Origin of the sequence: Pseudomonas sp. SBT1-2 (assembly GCF_028640875.1) — a bacterium.
GTDB classification, from domain to species: domain Bacteria; phylum Pseudomonadota; class Gammaproteobacteria; order Pseudomonadales; family Pseudomonadaceae; genus Aquipseudomonas; species Aquipseudomonas chlororaphis_I.
The window spans coordinates 1-17,499 of sequence record NZ_JAQZAA010000071.1 but is presented as its reverse complement, the minus strand read 5'-3'; the positions used below and the strand labels follow the sequence as shown (position 1 = coordinate 17,499).

Here is a 17,499-nt window from a genome sequence, read left to right as displayed (position 1 = left end):
TTGGCTACGACGCCAGCGCCGACGGTACGACCGCCTTCACGGATAGCGAAACGCAGACCATCTTCCATCGCGATGGTTTTGATCAGAGTGACAGTCATCTGGATGTTGTCACCTGGCATTACCATTTCAACGCCTTCTGGCAGCTCGCAGTTACCAGTCACGTCAGTAGTACGGAAGTAGAACTGTGGACGGTAGCCTTTGAAGAACGGAGTATGACGGCCGCCTTCTTCTTTGCTCAGAACGTACACTTCAGCAGTGAACTTGGTGTGCGGCTTAACGGTACCTGGCTTAACCAGAACCTGGCCACGCTCAACGTCGTCACGCTTGGTGCCACGCAGCAGAACGCCGCAGTTCTCGCCAGCACGACCTTCGTCGAGCAGCTTGCGGAACATTTCAACGCCGGTGCAGGTGGTTTTCTGAGTTTCGCGCAGACCAACGATCTCAACTTCTTCCTGGATGCGAACGATACCACGCTCAACACGGCCAGTTACCACGGTGCCACGACCGGAGATCGAGAACACGTCTTCGATAGGCATCAGGAACGGCTTGTCGATAGCACGCTCTGGCTCTGGGATGTAGGTATCCAGAGTTTCTACCAGCTTCTTAACAGCGGTAGTGCCCATTTCGTTGTCGTCTTGGCCGTTCAGAGCCATCAGAGCCGAACCGATGATGATTGGAGTGTCATCACCTGGGAAGTCGTAAGTGCTCAGCAGATCGCGCACTTCCATCTCAACCAGTTCCAGCAGCTCAGCGTCGTCAACCATGTCAGCCTTGTTCAGGAAGACAACGATGTACGGAACGCCTACCTGACGGGACAGCAGGATGTGCTCACGAGTTTGCGGCATCGGACCATCGGCAGCCGAGCAAACCAGGATCGCGCCGTCCATCTGGGCAGCACCAGTGATCATGTTTTTGACGTAGTCGGCGTGACCCGGGCAGTCAACGTGCGCGTAGTGACGAATGTTCGAGTCGTACTCTACGTGCGCAGTGTTGATGGTGATACCACGAGCTTTTTCTTCTGGGGCGCTGTCGATCTTGTCGAAGTCAACGCGAGCCGAACCGAAAACCTCGGAGCAAACACGAGTCAGAGCAGCAGTCAGAGTGGTTTTACCGTGGTCAACGTGACCGATGGTGCCAACGTTGACGTGCGGTTTGTTACGTTCAAATTTTTCTTTAGCCACGACAGTGAACCTCTTGCCTAAAGGGCTGGATTAGCCTTGTTTTTTAACGAGCGCTTCGACGATATTCGACGGAGCTTCGGCGTACTTGGAGAACTCCATGGAGTAGCTCGCGCGACCCTGGGACATGGAACGAACGTCGGTCGCATAACCGAACATTTCACCCAGCGGCACTTCAGCACGGATAACCTTGCCAGAGACCGAGTCTTCCATACCCTGGATCAGACCACGACGACGGTTCAGGTCACCCATCACGTCACCCATGTAGTCCTCAGGGGTTACTACTTCAACCTTCATGATCGGCTCAAGAACTACGCCCTTGCCCTTCTCACGCAGCTGCTTGGTCGCCATGGAGGCCGCTACCTTAAACGCCATCTCGTTAGAGTCGACGTCGTGGTAAGAACCATCAAACACGGTAGCCTTCAGGCCGATCAGCGGATAGCCGGCGACAACGCCGTTCTTCATCTGCTCTTCGATACCCTTCTGGATTGCCGGGATGTATTCCTTCGGAACCACACCACCAACGACCTCGTTGGCAAACACCAGACCTTCAGTGATATTGCCTTTTTCGTCGACGTCTGCCGGAGCAAAACGGATCCAGCAATGACCGAACTGGCCACGACCGCCGGATTGACGAACGAACTTACCTTCAACTTCACAGCCGACGGTGATCTTCTCGCGATAGGAAACCTGCGGCTTACCGATGTTGGCTTCTACGTTGAATTCACGACGCATACGGTCAACAAGGATATCCAGGTGCAGCTCACCCATACCCGAAATGATGGTCTGACCGGTTTCTTCGTCAGTCTTGACGCGGAACGACGGGTCCTCCTGAGCCAGTTTGCCCAGAGCAATACCCATCTTCTCCTGGTCAGCCTTGGTTTTCGGCTCTACAGCAACCGAAATCACCGGCTCAGGGAAGTCCATACGCTCAAGAATGATCGGCTTGTCGATATCGCAAAGCGTGTCACCAGTGGTGACGTCTTTCATACCGATCAGAGCAGCGATGTCGCCTGCACGTACTTCTTTGATCTCTTCGCGCTGGTTCGCGTGCATTTGCACCATACGACCAACACGCTCCTTCTTGCCCTTGACCGAATTGATCACGGAGTCGCCGGAGCTCAGGAAACCCGAGTAAACGCGAACGAAGGTCAGAGTACCCACGAACGGGTCGGTGGCAATCTTGAACGCCAGAGCCGAGAACGGCTCGTTGTCGTCAGCGTGACGCTCGTCAACGATTTCGTTGTCGTCGGTGCTGTCCGGATGAACGCCCTTGATCGCAGGGATCTCGGTCGGAGCCGGCAGGAAGTCGATGACAGCGTCGAGAACCAGCGGAACACCCTTGTTCTTGAACGAGGAACCGCAGACAGCCGGAACGATCTCGCTGGCCAGGGTGCGCGCACGCAGGCCTGCCTTGATCTCTTCGACGGTCAGCTCACCTTCTTCAAGGTACTTGTTCATCAGCTCTTCGTTAGCTTCGGCAGCAGCCTCAACCATGTTGGAGCGCCACTCGTTAGCCAGGTCCAGCATATCGGCAGGAATTTCTTCCTCGCGATAGGTAGTACCCTTGTCGTCGTCGTTCCAGTAGATAGCCTTCATCTTGATCAGATCGATCTGACCTTCGAAGTTATCTTCTGCACCGATAGCCAGCTGAACTGGAACCGGAGTGTGACCCAGACGGTTTTTGATCTGAGCAACAACGCGCAGGAAGTTGGCACCAGCACGGTCCATCTTGTTCACGTAAACAACACGTGGAACGCCGTATTTGTTGGCTTGACGCCATACGGTTTCGGACTGAGGCTCAACACCGGAAGTACCGCAGAACACAACGACCGCGCCGTCGAGTACGCGCAGCGAACGCTCTACTTCAATGGTGAAGTCTACGTGGCCTGGGGTATCGATAACGTTTACACGATAGTTATCGTATTGGCCGCGCGAACCTTTCCAGAAGGTAGTTACAGCAGCGGAGGTAATGGTGATACCACGCTCCTGCTCCTGCACCATCCAGTCGGTGGTAGCAGCGCCGTCATGCACCTCACCCATCTTGTGGCTGAGACCTGTGTAGAACAGGATCCGCTCGGTAGTGGTAGTCTTGCCCGCGTCAACGTGGGCACAGATACCGATGTTACGGTAGCGGTTGATTGCTGTAGTACGAGCCATAAAGCCCTCGCAAAATGAATGATGCCGATATTAGAAGCGGTAGTGCGAGAAAGCCTTGTTGGCTTCAGCCATACGGTGTACGTCTTCACGCTTCTTAACTGCAGCACCTTTGCCTTCGGCAGCGTCCAGCAGTTCGCCAGCCAAGCGCAGAGCCATAGACTTCTCGCCGCGCTTACGGGCGAAGTCTACCAACCAGCGCATTGCCAGAGCGTTACGACGGGACGGACGAACTTCGACCGGAACCTGGTAAGTAGCACCGCCAACACGGCGCGACTTCACTTCGACCAGCGGAGCGATGGCGTCGAGAGCTTTCTCGAAGATTTCCAGGGGATCGCTGTTCTTGCGTTCTTTAACTTTTTCCAGCGCGCCATAAACGATACGCTCGGCAACGGCTTTCTTGCCGCTTTCCATTACGTGGTTCATGAACTTGGCGAGGATCTGGCTTCCGTATTTCGGATCGTCCAGAATCTCACGTTTGGCTGCTACGCGACGTCTTGGCATGATAAGCCCTCAAACGGTCTTCAGGTTAGCTCGGGACAGTTGATCCAAAGGACTCGTGCCCGACCTTACTCTTATCGACTCAATAAAATAATTAACTGCAAAACGGCCGATTACTTCGGACGCTTGGTACCGTACTTCGAACGACCTTGGTTACGACCTTTAACGCCGGAGGTATCCAGGGAGCCGCGAACGGTGTGATAACGAACACCTGGCAAGTCTTTTACACGACCGCCGCGGATCAGTACCACGCTGTGCTCTTGCAGGTTGTGGCCTTCACCACCGATGTACGAGGAAACCTCGAAACCGTTGGTCAGACGCACACGGCATACTTTACGCAGTGCCGAGTTAGGTTTTTTCGGCGTAGTGGTATACACGCGAGTGCACACGCCACGACGTTGCGGGCAGTTCTGCAGCGCAGGTACGTCGGATTTCTCGACGATACGCTTACGCGGCTGACGTACCAGCTGGTTGATAGTTGCCATCTACTAGCTCCACTGTTGTCTTTCGACATAAACAAAATGGCAGGGCGCAAGCCCCACCAAATTTAGGGGTACAAGAGTCTAAAGAGGATCTTGTCCCCAGTCAAGGCAAGGCCCCGGCCTCCCCGATCAGCGAACTCCGACAAAATCGTCTTGATTCGTGAGCGGAAAAGCCAGGGCCCTATCTCAATCTACTGCAGACCTCAGTTACCGCTGGAGTTCAGCGCTTCGGTCAGGGCAGCTTCAACTTCACTTGCGCTTACGCGCAGCGGCTTGTCGGCATCACGACGACGCTTACGCTCGCTGTGATACGCCAGGCCGGTACCAGCCGGGATCAGGCGACCCACGACGACGTTTTCTTTCAGGCCGCGCAGGTAATCGCGCTTGCCGGTTACCGCCGCTTCGGTCAGTACGCGAGTGGTCTCTTGGAAAGAGGCCGCCGAGATGAACGATTCGGTCGACAGCGACGCCTTGGTGATACCCAGCAGAACGCGGGTGAACTTGGCGACAAACTTGTCTTCGGTGTTCAGACGCTCGTTCTCTACCAGTACGTGAGTCAGTTCCATCTGGTCGCCCTTGATGAAACTGGAATCGCCGGATTCAGCGATCTCAACCTTACGCAGCATCTGACGCAGGATGGTCTCGATGTGCTTGTCGTTGATCTTCACGCCTTGCAGACGGTAAACGTCCTGGATCTCGTTCACGATGTACTTGGCCAGCGCACTCACACCCAGCAGACGCAGGATGTCGTGTGGATCGCTTGGACCGTCGGAGATAACTTCGCCGCGGTTTACCTGTTCGCCTTCGAAGACGTTCAGGTGGCGCCACTTCGGAATCAGCTCTTCGTACGGATCGCTACCGTCGTTCGGGGTAATGACCAGACGGCGCTTGCCTTTGGTCTCTTTACCGAACGCGATGGTGCCGCTGACTTCAGCCAGGATCGAGGCCTCTTTCGGACGACGAGCTTCGAACAGGTCGGCAACACGCGGCAGACCACCGGTGATGTCACGAGTCTTCGAAGTTTCTTGCGGAATACGCGCGATAACGTCACCGATCGCGATCCGCGCACCGTCCGCAACACCGACCAGGGCGTTGGCTGGCAGGAAGTACTGGGCCGGTACGTCGGTACCTGGCAACAGCAGATCTTTGCCATCGTCACCCACCATCTTCACTGCAGGACGGATGTCCTTACCTGCAGCCGGACGGTCTTTGGCATCGAGAACTTCAATGTTGGTCATACCGGTCAATTCGTCAGTCTGACGCTTGATCGTGATGCCTTCTTCCATGCCCACGTAGGTCACGGTACCTTTCATTTCGGTAACGATTGGGTGGGTGTGCGGATCCCACTTGGCCACGATAGAGCCAGCGTCGACCTTGTCACCCTCTTTAACCGAAATCACAGCACCGTACGGCAGCTTGTAACGCTCGCGCTCACGACCGAAGTCGTCAGCAATCGCCAGCTCACCGGAACGGGACACAGCAACCAGATGACCATCCACTCGCTCAACGTGCTTCAGGTTGTGCAGACGGACGGTACCGCCATTCTTCACCTGAACGCTGTCGGCCGCGGAGGTCCGGCTTGCCGCACCACCGATGTGGAACGTACGCATCGTCAGCTGGGTACCCGGCTCACCGATGGACTGAGCAGCGATAACGCCGACAGCTTCACCGATGTTCACCTGGTGACCACGAGCCAGGTCGCGGCCGTAGCACTTGGCGCAAATGCCGTAGCGGGTTTCGCAACTGATCGGCGAACGCACGATCACTTCGTCGATGCTGTTCAGCTCGATGAACTCAACCCACTTCTCGTCGACCAGAGTGCCGGCAGGAACGATGACGTCCTCGGTACCTGGCTTGAATACGTCACGGGCAATAACACGACCCAACACGCGCTCACCCAACGGCTCTACAACGTCGCCGCCTTCAATGTGCGGAGTCATTACCAGGCCGTGTTCGGTGCCACAGTCGATCTCGGTTACAACCAGATCCTGCGCCACGTCCACCAGACGACGAGTCAGGTAACCGGAGTTCGCAGTTTTCAACGCGGTATCCGCCAGACCTTTACGAGCACCGTGAGTCGAGATGAAGTACTGGAGTACGCTCAGACCTTCACGGAAGTTCGCAGTAATCGGCGTTTCGATAATGGAACCGTCCGGCTTGGCCATCAGACCACGCATACCGGCCAGCTGACGAATCTGTGCTGCGGAACCCCGCGCACCCGAGTCGGCCATCATGTACATCGAGTTGAAAGATTCTTGCTCGACTTCGTCGCCGTGACGGTCGATGACCTTCTCTTTCGAGAGGTTGGCCATCATCGCCTTGGAGACTTCGTCGTTCGCTTTCGACCAGAGGTCGATCACTTTGTTGTACTTCTCGCCCTGGGTCACCAGGCCGGAGGCGTACTGGCTCTCGATCTCTTTCACTTCGTCGGTGGCAGCACCGATGATGCGGGCTTTTTCATCCGGGATAACGAAGTCGTTAACACCGATAGAAACGCCGGAAATGGTCGAGTAAGCAAAACCGGTGTACATCAACTGGTCAGCGAAGATCACGGTCTCTTTCAGACCAACCACGCGGTAGCACTGGTTGATCAGCTTGGAGATCGCCTTCTTCTTCATCGGCAGGTTGACGACGTCGTACGACAGACCTTTTGGCACAACCTGGAACAACAGCGCACGGCCGACAGTGGTGTCGACGATACGGGTGTTGGTCACGCTGCCGCCATCACGATCGTTGACGGTTTCGGTGATCCGCACCTTGACCTTGGCATGCAGTGCGGCTTCGCCGGCACGGAACACACGGTCAACTTCCTGCAGATCCGCGAACACACGACCTTCGCCCTTGGCGTTGATCGCTTCACGAGTCATGTAGTACAGACCCAATACAACGTCCTGCGACGGAACGATGATTGGCTCACCGTTGGCTGGCGACAGGATGTTGTTGGTCGACATCATCAACGCACGCGCTTCCAACTGGGCTTCCAGTGTCAGCGGTACGTGCACGGCCATTTGGTCGCCGTCGAAGTCGGCGTTGTACGCAGCACAGACCAGAGGGTGCAGCTGGATAGCCTTACCTTCGATCAGTACCGGTTCAAACGCCTGGATACCCAGACGGTGAAGGGTCGGTGCACGGTTGAGGAGCACTGGGTGTTCGCGAATCACTTCGGCGAGAACGTCCCAAACCTCTGGCAGCTCGCGCTCGACCATCTTCTTCGCGGCTTTGATGGTGGTGGCCAGGCCACGCATTTCCAACTTGCCGAAAATGAACGGTTTGAACAGCTCGAGAGCCATTTTCTTAGGCAGACCGCACTGGTGCAGACGCAGGGTCGGGCCTACGGTAATTACCGAACGACCGGAGTAGTCAACACGCTTACCGAGCAAGTTCTGACGGAAACGACCTTGCTTACCCTTGATCATGTCAGCCAGGGATTTCAGAGGACGCTTGTTGGAACCGGTGATAGCGCGGCCACGACGACCGTTGTCGAGCAGTGCGTCGACGGCTTCCTGCAACATACGCTTTTCGTTGCGCACGATGATGTCCGGAGCGGACAGATCGAGCAGGCGCTTCAAGCGGTTGTTACGGTTGATCACTCGACGATACAGATCGTTGAGGTCGGAAGTCGCGAAACGACCACCATCCAGCGGGACCAGTGGACGCAGATCTGGCGGCAGAACCGGCAGAACGGTCAGCACCATCCACTCTGGCAGGTTGCCGGAACCCTGGAAGGCTTCCATCAACTTCAGACGCTTGGACAGTTTCTTGATCTTGGTTTCCGAGTTGGTTTGCGGAATCTCTTCGCGCAGACGGCCAATCTCGTGCTCCAGGTCGATAGCGTGCAACAGCTCGCGGACAGCCTCGGCACCCATGCGGGCGTCGAAGTCGTCACCGAACTCTTCCAGTGCTTCGAAGTACTGCTCGTCGTTGAGCAACTGACCTTTTTCCAGAGTGGTCATGCCCGGGTCGATAACGACATAGCTCTCGAAGTAGAGAACACGCTCGATATCACGCAGGGTCATGTCCATCAGCAGGCCGATACGGGACGGCAGCGATTTCAGGAACCAGATGTGGGCAACTGGCGAAGCCAGTTCGATGTGCGCCATGCGCTCACGGCGAACCTTGGCCAGTGCAACTTCAACGCCGCACTTTTCGCAGATCACGCCACGATGCTTCAAGCGCTTGTACTTACCGCACAGGCACTCGTAATCCTTTACCGGGCCAAAGATCTTGGCGCAGAACAGGCCGTCACGCTCAGGCTTGAACGTACGGTAGTTGATGGTTTCCGGCTTTTTAACTTCACCGAACGACCACGAACGGATCATCTCAGGCGAGGCCAATCCGATACGGATGGCGTCGAACTCTTCGACTTGACCCTGGTTTTTCAGCAAATTCAGTAGGTCTTTCAAGGCCTTTCCTCCTGGCGGAGCAGAGAGCGGGCAATCCTGCCCCGCTCTCGATTCGCGTCACGTGTTATTCGGTTTCCAGATCGATATCGATGCCGAGGGAACGAATTTCTTTGATCAACACGTTGAAGGACTCGGGCATGCCCGGCTCCATACGGTGATCGCCGTCCACGATGTTTTTGTACATCTTGGTCCGGCCGTTCACATCGTCCGACTTCACTGTGAGCATTTCTTGCAGAGTGTATGCAGCACCGTATGCTTCCAGTGCCCAGACCTCCATCTCCCCGAAACGCTGACCACCGAACTGCGCCTTACCACCCAGCGGCTGCTGGGTAACCAGGCTGTACGAACCGGTAGAACGAGCGTGCATCTTGTCGTCTACCAAGTGGTTCAGCTTCAGCATGTACATGTAGCCAACAGTAACCGGGCGCTCGAACTTGTTGCCGGTACGGCCGTCGGTCAGTTGCATCTGGCCGCTTTCTGGCAGGTCCGCCAGTTTCAGCATGGCCTTGATTTCGCTTTCCTTGGCACCGTCGAACACCGGAGTGGCCATCGGCACGCCGCCGCGTAGGTTTTTCGCCAGATCCAGGATTTCCTGATCGGAGAAGCTATCCAGATCTTCGTTACGACCACCGATCTGGTTGTAGATCTCGTCCAGGAACTTACGCAATTCCGCGACCTTGCGCTGCTCTTCGACCATGCGGTTGATCTTCTCGCCCAGACCTTTGGCCGCGAGGCCCAGGTGAGTTTCGAGAATCTGACCAACGTTCATACGCGAAGGTACGCCCAACGGGTTGAGGACGACGTCGACCGGGGTGCCGTTGGCATCGTGCGGCATGTCTTCAACCGGCATGATCACCGAGACCACACCCTTGTTACCGTGACGACCGGCCATCTTGTCGCCCGGCTGGATGCGACGACGGATTGCCAGGTAAACCTTGACGATTTTCAGCACGCCTGGAGCCAGGTCATCGCCCTGCTGCAGCTTGCGCTTCTTGTCTTCGAACTTGTCGTCCAGCAGACGGCGGCGATCAACGATGTAGGCCTGGGCCTTCTCGAGCTGCTCGTTCAGAGCATCTTCAGCCATGCGCAGTTTGAACCACTGGCCATGCTCAAGACCGTCGAGTACTTCGTCGGTGATTTCCTGACCTTTCTTCAGGCCGGCGCCGCCTTCGGCTTTGTGGCCGACCAGAGCGGAACGCAGACGTTCGAAAGTGGCGCCTTCGACGATACGGAACTCTTCGTTCAGATCCTTGCGGATCTCGTCGAGCTGGCTCTTCTCGATCGACAGGGCACGAGCGTCACGCTCTACACCGTCACGAGTGAAGACCTGTACGTCGATGACAGTACCCTTGGTACCGGTAGGTACGCGCAGGGAGGTGTCTTTAACGTCGCTGGCTTTTTCACCGAAAATTGCACGCAGCAGTTTTTCTTCCGGAGTCAGCTGGGTCTCGCCTTTCGGAGTGACCTTACCGACCAGGATGTCGCCTGCGCCTACTTCAGCACCGACATAAACGATACCGGCTTCGTCCAGCTTGTTCAGTGCAGCTTCACCCACGTTCGGGATGTCCGCAGTGATTTCCTCTGGGCCAAGCTTGGTGTCACGGGCCACACAGGTCAGTTCCTGGATGTGGATCGTGGTGAAGCGGTCTTCCTGGACCACACGCTCGGACAGGCAGATGGAGTCTTCGAAGTTGAAGCCGTTCCATGCCATGAACGCGATGCGCATGTTCTGACCCAGAGCCAGTTCACCCATGTCGGTGGACGGACCGTCGGCCATGATGTCGCTGCGCTGAACCCGATCACCCTTGCTCACCAGCGGACGCTGGTTGATGCAGGTGTTCTGGTTGGAGCGGGTGTATTTGGTCAGGTTGTAGATGTCGACACCGGCTTCGCCTGGCTCAACTTCGTCATCTGCAACACGAACCACGATACGGCTGGCATCAACCGAGTCGATCACGCCGCCACGACGAGCCACGACGCAGACGCCGGAGTCACGGGCAACGTTACGCTCCATGCCGGTACCTACCAGCGGCTTGTCGGCACGCAGGGTTGGTACAGCCTGACGCTGCATGTTCGACCCCATCAACGCACGGTTGGCGTCGTCGTGCTCGAGGAACGGAATCAGCGACGCCGCAACCGAAACTACCTGCTTCGGCGAAACGTCCATCAAGGTGACGTCTTCTGGCGCCTTGACGGTGAATTCGTTCAGGTGACGAACAGCTACCAGCTCGTCGATCAGCTGACCTTTGTCGTTCATGGTCGCCGAAGCCTGGGCGATCACGTGATCGGCCTCTTCGATAGCGGACAGGAACACGATTTCGTCGGTCACCAGACCTTCTTTCACCACACGGTACGGGCTCTCGAGGAAACCGTACTGGTTGGTGCGAGCATAGGCGGCCAGGGAGTTAATCAGACCGATGTTCGGACCTTCCGGCGTCTCGATCGGGCATACACGACCATAGTGAGTCGGGTGTACGTCACGAACTTCGAAGCCTGCACGCTCACGAGTCAGGCCGCCTGGGCCGAGTGCAGAGACACGGCGCTTGTGGGTGATCTCGGACAGCGGGTTGTTCTGGTCCATGAACTGGGACAGCTGGCTGGAACCGAAGAACTCCTTCACCGCCGCCGCCACTGGCTTGGCGTTGATCAGGTCTTGCGGCATCAGGCCTTCGCTTTCAGCCATCGACAGACGCTCTTTGACCGCGCGCTCTACACGCACCAGGCCAACGCGGAACTGGTTCTCGGCCATCTCGCCTACGCAGCGAACACGACGGTTGCCCAGGTGGTCGATGTCATCGACGATGCCTTTGCCGTTACGGATGTCGACCAGAGTCTTCAGAACCGCAACGATGTCTTCCTTGCACAACACGCCGGAACCTTCGATCTCGGTACGACCGATACGACGGTTGAACTTCATCCGGCCGACCGCAGACAGGTCATAACGCTCAGGGCTGAAGAACAGGTTGTTGAACAGGGTCTCGGCCGCATCCTTGGTTGGAGGCTCGCCAGGACGCATCATGCGATAGATCTCGACCAACGCTTCCAGTTGGTTGGTGGTGGAGTCGATCTTCAGAGTGTCGGAAACGAACGGACCGCAATCGATATCGTTGGTGTACAGCGTTTCGATGCGCACAACCTGAGCCTTGGCGATCTTCGCCAGGATCTCGGTGTTCAGCTCGGTGTTGCACTCTGCCAGGATTTCGCCGGTGGCCGGATGCACGATGACCTTGGCGGTAGTACGACCCAGGACGTAGTCCAGAGGCACTTCCAGCTCTTTGATCCCGGCTTTTTCCAGCTGGTTGATGTGGCGAGCAGTAATACGACGACCCTGCTCGACAATAACCTTGCCTTTGTCATCCTGAATATCGAGGACCGCAATTTCACCACGCAGGCGCTGAGGCACCAACTCCAGGCTCAGGCTTTCGCCACGCACGTGGAATACGTTGGTGGTGTAGAAAGCGTCCAGCACTTCTTCAGTGGTGTAGCCCAACGCACGCAGCAGTACCGATGCAGGCAGCTTGCGACGACGGTCGATACGCACGAATACGCAGTCTTTCGGGTCGAACTCGAAGTCCAACCAGGAACCGCGGTAAGGAATGATACGTGCGGAGTACAGCAGCTTACCGGAGCTGTGCGTCTTGCCACGGTCGTGGTCGAAGAATACGCCAGGGGAACGGTGCAGCTGGGAAACGATTACACGCTCGGTACCGTTGATTACGAAGGTACCGTTCTCAGTCATCAGGGGGATTTCACCCATGTAGACTTCTTGCTCTTTGATGTCCTTGATCGCTTTGTTCGACGATTCTTTGTCGAAAATGATCAGACGAACTTTTACCCGCAAAGGTACGGCGTAAGTTACACCGCGCAGCACGCATTCTTTGACATCAAATGCCGGTTCGCCCAGGCGATAACCGACATACTCCAACGCAGCATTGCCGGAGTAGCTGATGATCGGGAAAACGGATTTGAAGGCCGCATGCAGGCCCACGTCGCGGAACTGATCTTTAGTCGCTCCCGCTTGCAAGAATTCACGATACGAATCCAGCTGGATGGCCAGGAGGTACGGCACATCCATGACGTCCGGCAACTTGCTAAAGTCCTTGCGGATACGTTTTTTCTCAGTATATGAGTAAGCCATCAGCGTTCCCCAGCTTGGTCACCTGCTTATTTGGCCCCTCCCGACGGGAGCAGCCAGAAAATCGTGCAAACCCTTTGGTTTGCGCCACCGCACAGGGTGGTTACAGCACGTTAGAAGCACCGACCCAGTCGGCTGCCAATAACGGAAAAAGGCCGGTGGCAAGAGCCACCAGCCATCAGCCTCAGCTTAACGCTTGGGCTGGAGACACAAAGTCGATGCTTACTTCAGCTCGACTTTAGCGCCTGCTTCTTCCAGAGCTGCTTTGGCTTTGTCAGCGGCTTCTTTAGCAACGCCTTCCAGAACCATGGCAGGAGCGCCGTCAACTACAGCCTTGGCTTCTTTCAGGCCCAGACCGGTCAGTTCACGTACAGCCTTGATCACGTTAACTTTCTTCTCGCCAGCTTCGGTCAGCATGACGTTGAATTCAGTTTGTTCTTCAACAACAGCGGCAGCAGCAGCTGGGCCAGCAGCGGCAACAGCAGCGGTAACGCCGAAGGTTTCTTCCATTGCTTTGATCAGCTCAACAACTTCCAGAACGGTTTTCTGGCCGATTGCTTCGATGATTTGCTCGTTAGTCAGAGACATGACTATAAATTCCTGTATTGGGGTGACAGCCTACGCAGCCATCAAATTAAACATATGATTTTGAAAGGGCTTGCAGTGCCTTAGGCAGCAGCAGCTTCTTTCTGGTCGCGAATGGCCGCCAGAGTACGAGCCAGCTTGCTGGTAGCGCCTTGGATCACGCTCATCAGCTTCGCAATAGCTTCGTCGCGAGTTGGCAGCGAAGCCAACACGTCGATCTCGTTTGCTGCGAGGTACTTGCCCTCGAACGCAGCTGCCTTGATCTCGAACTTTTCCTGACCCTTTGCGAACTCTTTGAAAATACGAGCAGCAGCGCCCGGATGTTCCTTGGAGAATGCAATCAGGGTAGGGCCGACGAACGCGTCGTTGAGCACGTCATATTGAGTGCCTTCAACAGCGCGCTTGAGCAGGGTGTTACGTACGACACGTACATACACGCCAGCTTCGCGGGCCTCTTTACGGAGTCCGGTCATAGCGCCTACTGTCACACCACGGGCATCAGCCACGACAGCGGACAGAGCGCCTTTGGCAGCCTCGTTGACTTCAGCGACGATGGCCTTCTTGTCTTCGAGTTTAATTGCCACGGGTTCAACTCCTGCTTGTTACCGTTTCATCCAACCGAGGCCGGATGTCGTTTTGGTGTCTGATTCGGTAAGGAACCGGGAGCACCATCTGCGTAGGCTTGTGGTTTAAGACTTGCGTCGCCTACGGTCTTGGATAGCCCCCGCCAGGCAGGGACCCCAATCTTTCAATTGACGCAATCTCTTGCGTCAACCTGTGTCTTATACGTCCAGCGAACCCTGGTCGATGACCAGACCTGGGCCCATAGTGGTGCTCAGGGTAACGCGCTTGACGTAGATACCTTTCGAAGAAGCTGGCTTGATACGCTTCAGATCAGCGATCAGGGCTTCAACGTTTTCCTTCAGCTTGATGGCGTCGAAGCCAACCTTGCCAACGGAGGTGTGGATAATGCCGTTTTTGTCGGTGCGATAACGAACCTGACCAGCCTTGGCGTTTTTAACAGCGCCTGCTACGTCTGGAGTTACGGTACCAACCTTAGGGTTAGGCATCAGACCACGTGGGCCGAGGATCTGACCCAGTTGACCTACAACGCGCATTGCATCCGGGGAAGCAATAACCACGTCATAGTTCAGGTCCCCGCCTTTCATTTCGGCAGCCAGGTCGTCCATACCTACGCGATCAGCGCCGGCAGCCAGGGCAGCTTCAGCAGCTGGACCTTGGGTGAACACAGCTACACGTACAGTCTTGCCAGTGCCATGTGGCAGCACGGTAGCGCTGCGAACAACCTGGTCAGATTTACGTGGGTCAACGCCCAGGTTTACAGCGACGTCGACAGACTCGCTGAACTTGACGGTCGACAGCTCGGTCAGGAGAGCAGCTGCGTCTACGAAGCTGTAGGCCTTGCCCGCTTCAATCTTGCCCGCGATAGCCTTTTGGCGCTTGGTCAGCTTAGCCATTACACACCCTCCACGTTAAGGCCCATGCTACGAGCAGAACCGGCGATAGTACGCACGGCTGCATCCATATCAGCTGCAGTCAGATCCGCGTTTTTGGTTTTCGCGATTTCTTCCAGCTGAGCACGGGTAACGGTGCCAACCTTAACGGTGTTCGGACGAGCGGAGCCGCTGGTCAGGCCAGCAGCTTTCTTCAGCAGAACCGAAGCTGGGGTGCTCTTAGTTTCGAAAGTGAAGCTACGGTCACTGTAAACAGTGATGATCACAGGAGTCGGCAGACCTGGCTCAAGACCCTGGGTACGGGCGTTGAAGGCCTTGCAGAATTCCATGATGTTCACGCCGTGCTGACCCAGAGCTGGACCGACGGGTGGACTTGGGTTGGCCTGTGCGGCCTTCACTTGCAGCTTGATGTAAGCAGTAATCTTCTTAGCCATGAGGCACTCCAATTACGGGTTCAAACGCCTAGAAAGGCTCCCCGGTTACTTGCGCGTTTATCCCAGTGACGACAAAACCCCACAGCCTTGGGCTGCGGGGTATGGGATTCTCGTTCAGTTATGCCTTTTCGACCTGACTGAACTCTAGCTCTACCGGAGTAGAGCGACCGAAAATGAGCACAGCCACTTGGATCCGGCTCTTTTCGTAGTTAACTTCTTCGACAGTGCCGTTAAAGTCAGCGAACGGACCATCGGTAACACGAACAACCTCACCCGGCTCGAACAGAGTCTTCGGCTTAGGCTTGTCGCTACCATCAGCGACACGACGCAGAATCGCTTCTGCCTCTTTGTCCGTGATTGGTGCAGGCTTGTCGGCTGTACCACCAATGAAGCCCATCACCCGAGGAGTATCCTTGACCAAGTGCCAAGTACCCTCGTTCATATCCATCTGAACCAGCACATAACCAGGGAAGAACTTGCGCTCACTTTTGCGTTTCTGGCCATTACGCATTTCAACCACTTCTTCAGTGGGAACCAGAATTTCGCCAAAGCCATCTTCCATGCCAGCCAGCTTTACGCGCTCGATCAACGAACGCATTACATGCTTCTCATAACCCGAGTAAGCATGCACAACGTACCAACGCTTAGCCACGGGACACCCTTAGCCAACAATCAAGGAAACGAGCCAGCCGAGCAGGGAATCAAGCCCCCACAACAGCAACGCCATAACCAGAACAACAGCCACTACGATCAACGTGGTCTGCGTGGTTTCTTGGCGAGTTGGCCATACGACTTTACGAATCTCGGTGCGAGCTTCCTTAACCAGTACAAAGAAAGACTTGCCCTTGGCCGTCTGCAAGCCTACAAAGGCAGCTACAGCAGCAATGGCAAGCAAAGCGAGCACACGGTACAGGATCGGCGAAGCAGAGTAATACTGATTACCGACAACGCCAAGGACCACCAAAGCAACTACTACAAGCCACTTGAGCAGATCGAAGCGAGAGCCTTGAGCTTCAGCTTTAGGAGTCATCTATGAAGATCCTGTGAAAAGAAAGCCAGACACACCGAGTGAATCTGGCAGGTCAGGAGGGAATCGAACCCCCAACCTACGGTTTTGGAGACCGTCGCTCTGCCAATTGAGCTACTGACCTAAAAACAAATCAGGCCGACCATTATGCCGGCCCGATGGAGATATATCAAGAACTTACTCGATGACCTTGGCTACGACGCCAGCGCCGACGGTACGACCGCCTTCACGGATAGCGAAACGCAGACCATCTTCCATCGCGATGGTTTTGATCAGAGTGACAGTCATCTGGATGTTGTCACCTGGCATTACCATTTCAACGCCTTCTGGCAGCTCGCAGTTACCAGTCACGTCAGTAGTACGGAAGTAGAACTGTGGACGGTAGCCTTTGAAGAACGGAGTATGACGGCCGCCTTCTTCTTTGCTCAGAACGTACACTTCAGCAGTGAACTTGGTGTGCGGCTTAACGGTACCTGGCTTAACCAGAACCTGGCCACGCTCAACGTCGTCACGCTTGGTGCCACGCAGCAGAACGCCGCAGTTCTCGCCAGCACGACCTTCGTCGAGCAGCTTGCGGAACATTTCAACGCCGGTGCAGGTGGTTTTCTGAGTTTCGCGCAGACCAACGATCTCAACTTCTTCCTGGATGCGAACGATACCACGCTCAACACGGCCAGTTACCACGGTGCCACGACCGGAGATCGAGAACACGTCTTCGATAGGCATCAGGAACGGCTTGTCGATAGCACGCTCTGGCTCTGGGATGTAGGTATCCAGAGTTTCTACCAGCTTCTTAACAGCGGTAGTGCCCATTTCGTTGTCGTCTTGGCCGTTCAGAGCCATCAGAGCCGAACCGATGATGATTGGAGTGTCATCACCTGGGAAGTCGTAAGTGCTCAGCAGATCGCGCACTTCCATCTCAACCAGTTCCAGCAGCTCAGCGTCGTCAACCATGTCAGCCTTGTTCAGGAAGACAACGATGTACGGAACGCCTACCTGACGGGACAGCAGGATGTGCTCACGAGTTTGCGGCATCGGACCATCGGCAGCCGAGCAAACCAGGATCGCGCCGTCCATCTGGGCAGCACCAGTGATCATGTTTTTGACGTAGTCGGCGTGACC

13 protein-coding genes and 1 tRNA gene are annotated in these 17,499 nt (G+C 55.8%); all 14 read right to left on the bottom strand.

The window, feature by feature from the left end; all coding sequences use genetic code 11:
- On the bottom strand, positions 1 to 1,181 hold a 1,181-nt coding region (tuf, locus tag PVZ78_RS12055; protein ID WP_273828733.1), incomplete at its 3' end, for an elongation factor Tu.
- 30 nt (positions 1,182 to 1,211) lie between these two features.
- On the bottom strand, positions 1,212 to 3,338 hold the full coding sequence (gene fusA, locus PVZ78_RS12050; protein WP_009051119.1) for an elongation factor G: 2,127 nt from the start codon (positions 3,336 to 3,338) through the stop codon (positions 1,212 to 1,214).
- Between the two features lie 30 nt (positions 3,339 to 3,368).
- Positions 3,369 to 3,839 carry a 30S ribosomal protein S7 gene (rpsG, locus tag PVZ78_RS12045; RefSeq protein ID WP_007925959.1) on the bottom strand — a complete coding sequence of 157 codons (471 nt, stop codon included), beginning with the start codon at positions 3,837 to 3,839 and terminating at the stop codon, positions 3,369 to 3,371.
- 110 nt (positions 3,840 to 3,949) lie between these two features.
- Positions 3,950 to 4,321, bottom strand: coding sequence for a 30S ribosomal protein S12 (rpsL, locus tag PVZ78_RS12040; RefSeq protein WP_003186084.1), 372 nt, complete (start codon positions 4,319 to 4,321; stop codon positions 3,950 to 3,952).
- Positions 4,322 to 4,521: 200 nt separating this feature from the next.
- Positions 4,522 to 8,721 carry a DNA-directed RNA polymerase subunit beta' gene (gene rpoC, locus PVZ78_RS12035; protein ID WP_009051120.1) on the bottom strand — a complete coding sequence of 1,400 codons (4,200 nt, stop codon included), beginning with the start codon at positions 8,719 to 8,721 and terminating at the stop codon, positions 4,522 to 4,524.
- A gap of 64 nt (positions 8,722 to 8,785) precedes the next feature.
- A complete protein-coding gene (gene rpoB / locus PVZ78_RS12030) occupies positions 8,786 to 12,859 on the bottom strand; it encodes a DNA-directed RNA polymerase subunit beta (RefSeq protein ID WP_007925957.1) in 4,074 nt (1,357 codons plus the stop codon).
- Between the two features lie 219 nt (positions 12,860 to 13,078).
- Positions 13,079 to 13,444, bottom strand: coding sequence for a 50S ribosomal protein L7/L12 (rplL, locus tag PVZ78_RS12025; RefSeq protein ID WP_007925956.1), 366 nt, complete (start codon positions 13,442 to 13,444; stop codon positions 13,079 to 13,081).
- An 80-nt stretch (positions 13,445 to 13,524) separates the two neighbouring features.
- Positions 13,525 to 14,025, bottom strand: coding sequence for a 50S ribosomal protein L10 (gene rplJ, locus PVZ78_RS12020; RefSeq protein ID WP_007925954.1), 501 nt, complete (start codon positions 14,023 to 14,025; stop codon positions 13,525 to 13,527).
- Positions 14,026 to 14,223: 198 nt separating this feature from the next.
- Positions 14,224 to 14,919 carry a 50S ribosomal protein L1 gene (rplA, locus tag PVZ78_RS12015; protein ID WP_009051121.1) on the bottom strand — a complete coding sequence of 232 codons (696 nt, stop codon included), beginning with the start codon at positions 14,917 to 14,919 and terminating at the stop codon, positions 14,224 to 14,226.
- Positions 14,919 to 15,350, bottom strand: coding sequence for a 50S ribosomal protein L11 (gene rplK, locus PVZ78_RS12010; protein ID WP_003176435.1), 432 nt, complete (start codon positions 15,348 to 15,350; stop codon positions 14,919 to 14,921). The genes rplA and rplK overlap by 1 nt, the downstream gene beginning before the upstream one ends.
- A 118-nt stretch (positions 15,351 to 15,468) precedes the next feature.
- Positions 15,469 to 16,002 (bottom strand): transcription termination/antitermination protein NusG, encoded by a 534-nt coding sequence (gene nusG / locus PVZ78_RS12005; RefSeq protein ID WP_002555501.1) that lies wholly within the window; start codon positions 16,000 to 16,002, stop codon positions 15,469 to 15,471.
- A 9-nt stretch (positions 16,003 to 16,011) separates the two neighbouring features.
- Positions 16,012 to 16,380 (bottom strand): preprotein translocase subunit SecE, encoded by a 369-nt coding sequence (gene secE, locus PVZ78_RS12000; protein ID WP_038635598.1) that lies wholly within the window; start codon positions 16,378 to 16,380, stop codon positions 16,012 to 16,014.
- Positions 16,381 to 16,425: 45 nt separating this feature from the next.
- Positions 16,426 to 16,501, bottom strand: a tRNA-Trp gene (locus PVZ78_RS11995).
- Positions 16,502 to 16,554: 53 nt separating this feature from the next.
- The coding region (gene tuf, locus PVZ78_RS11990; RefSeq protein WP_273828732.1) for an elongation factor Tu at positions 16,555 to 17,499 on the bottom strand (945 nt) is incomplete at its 5' end.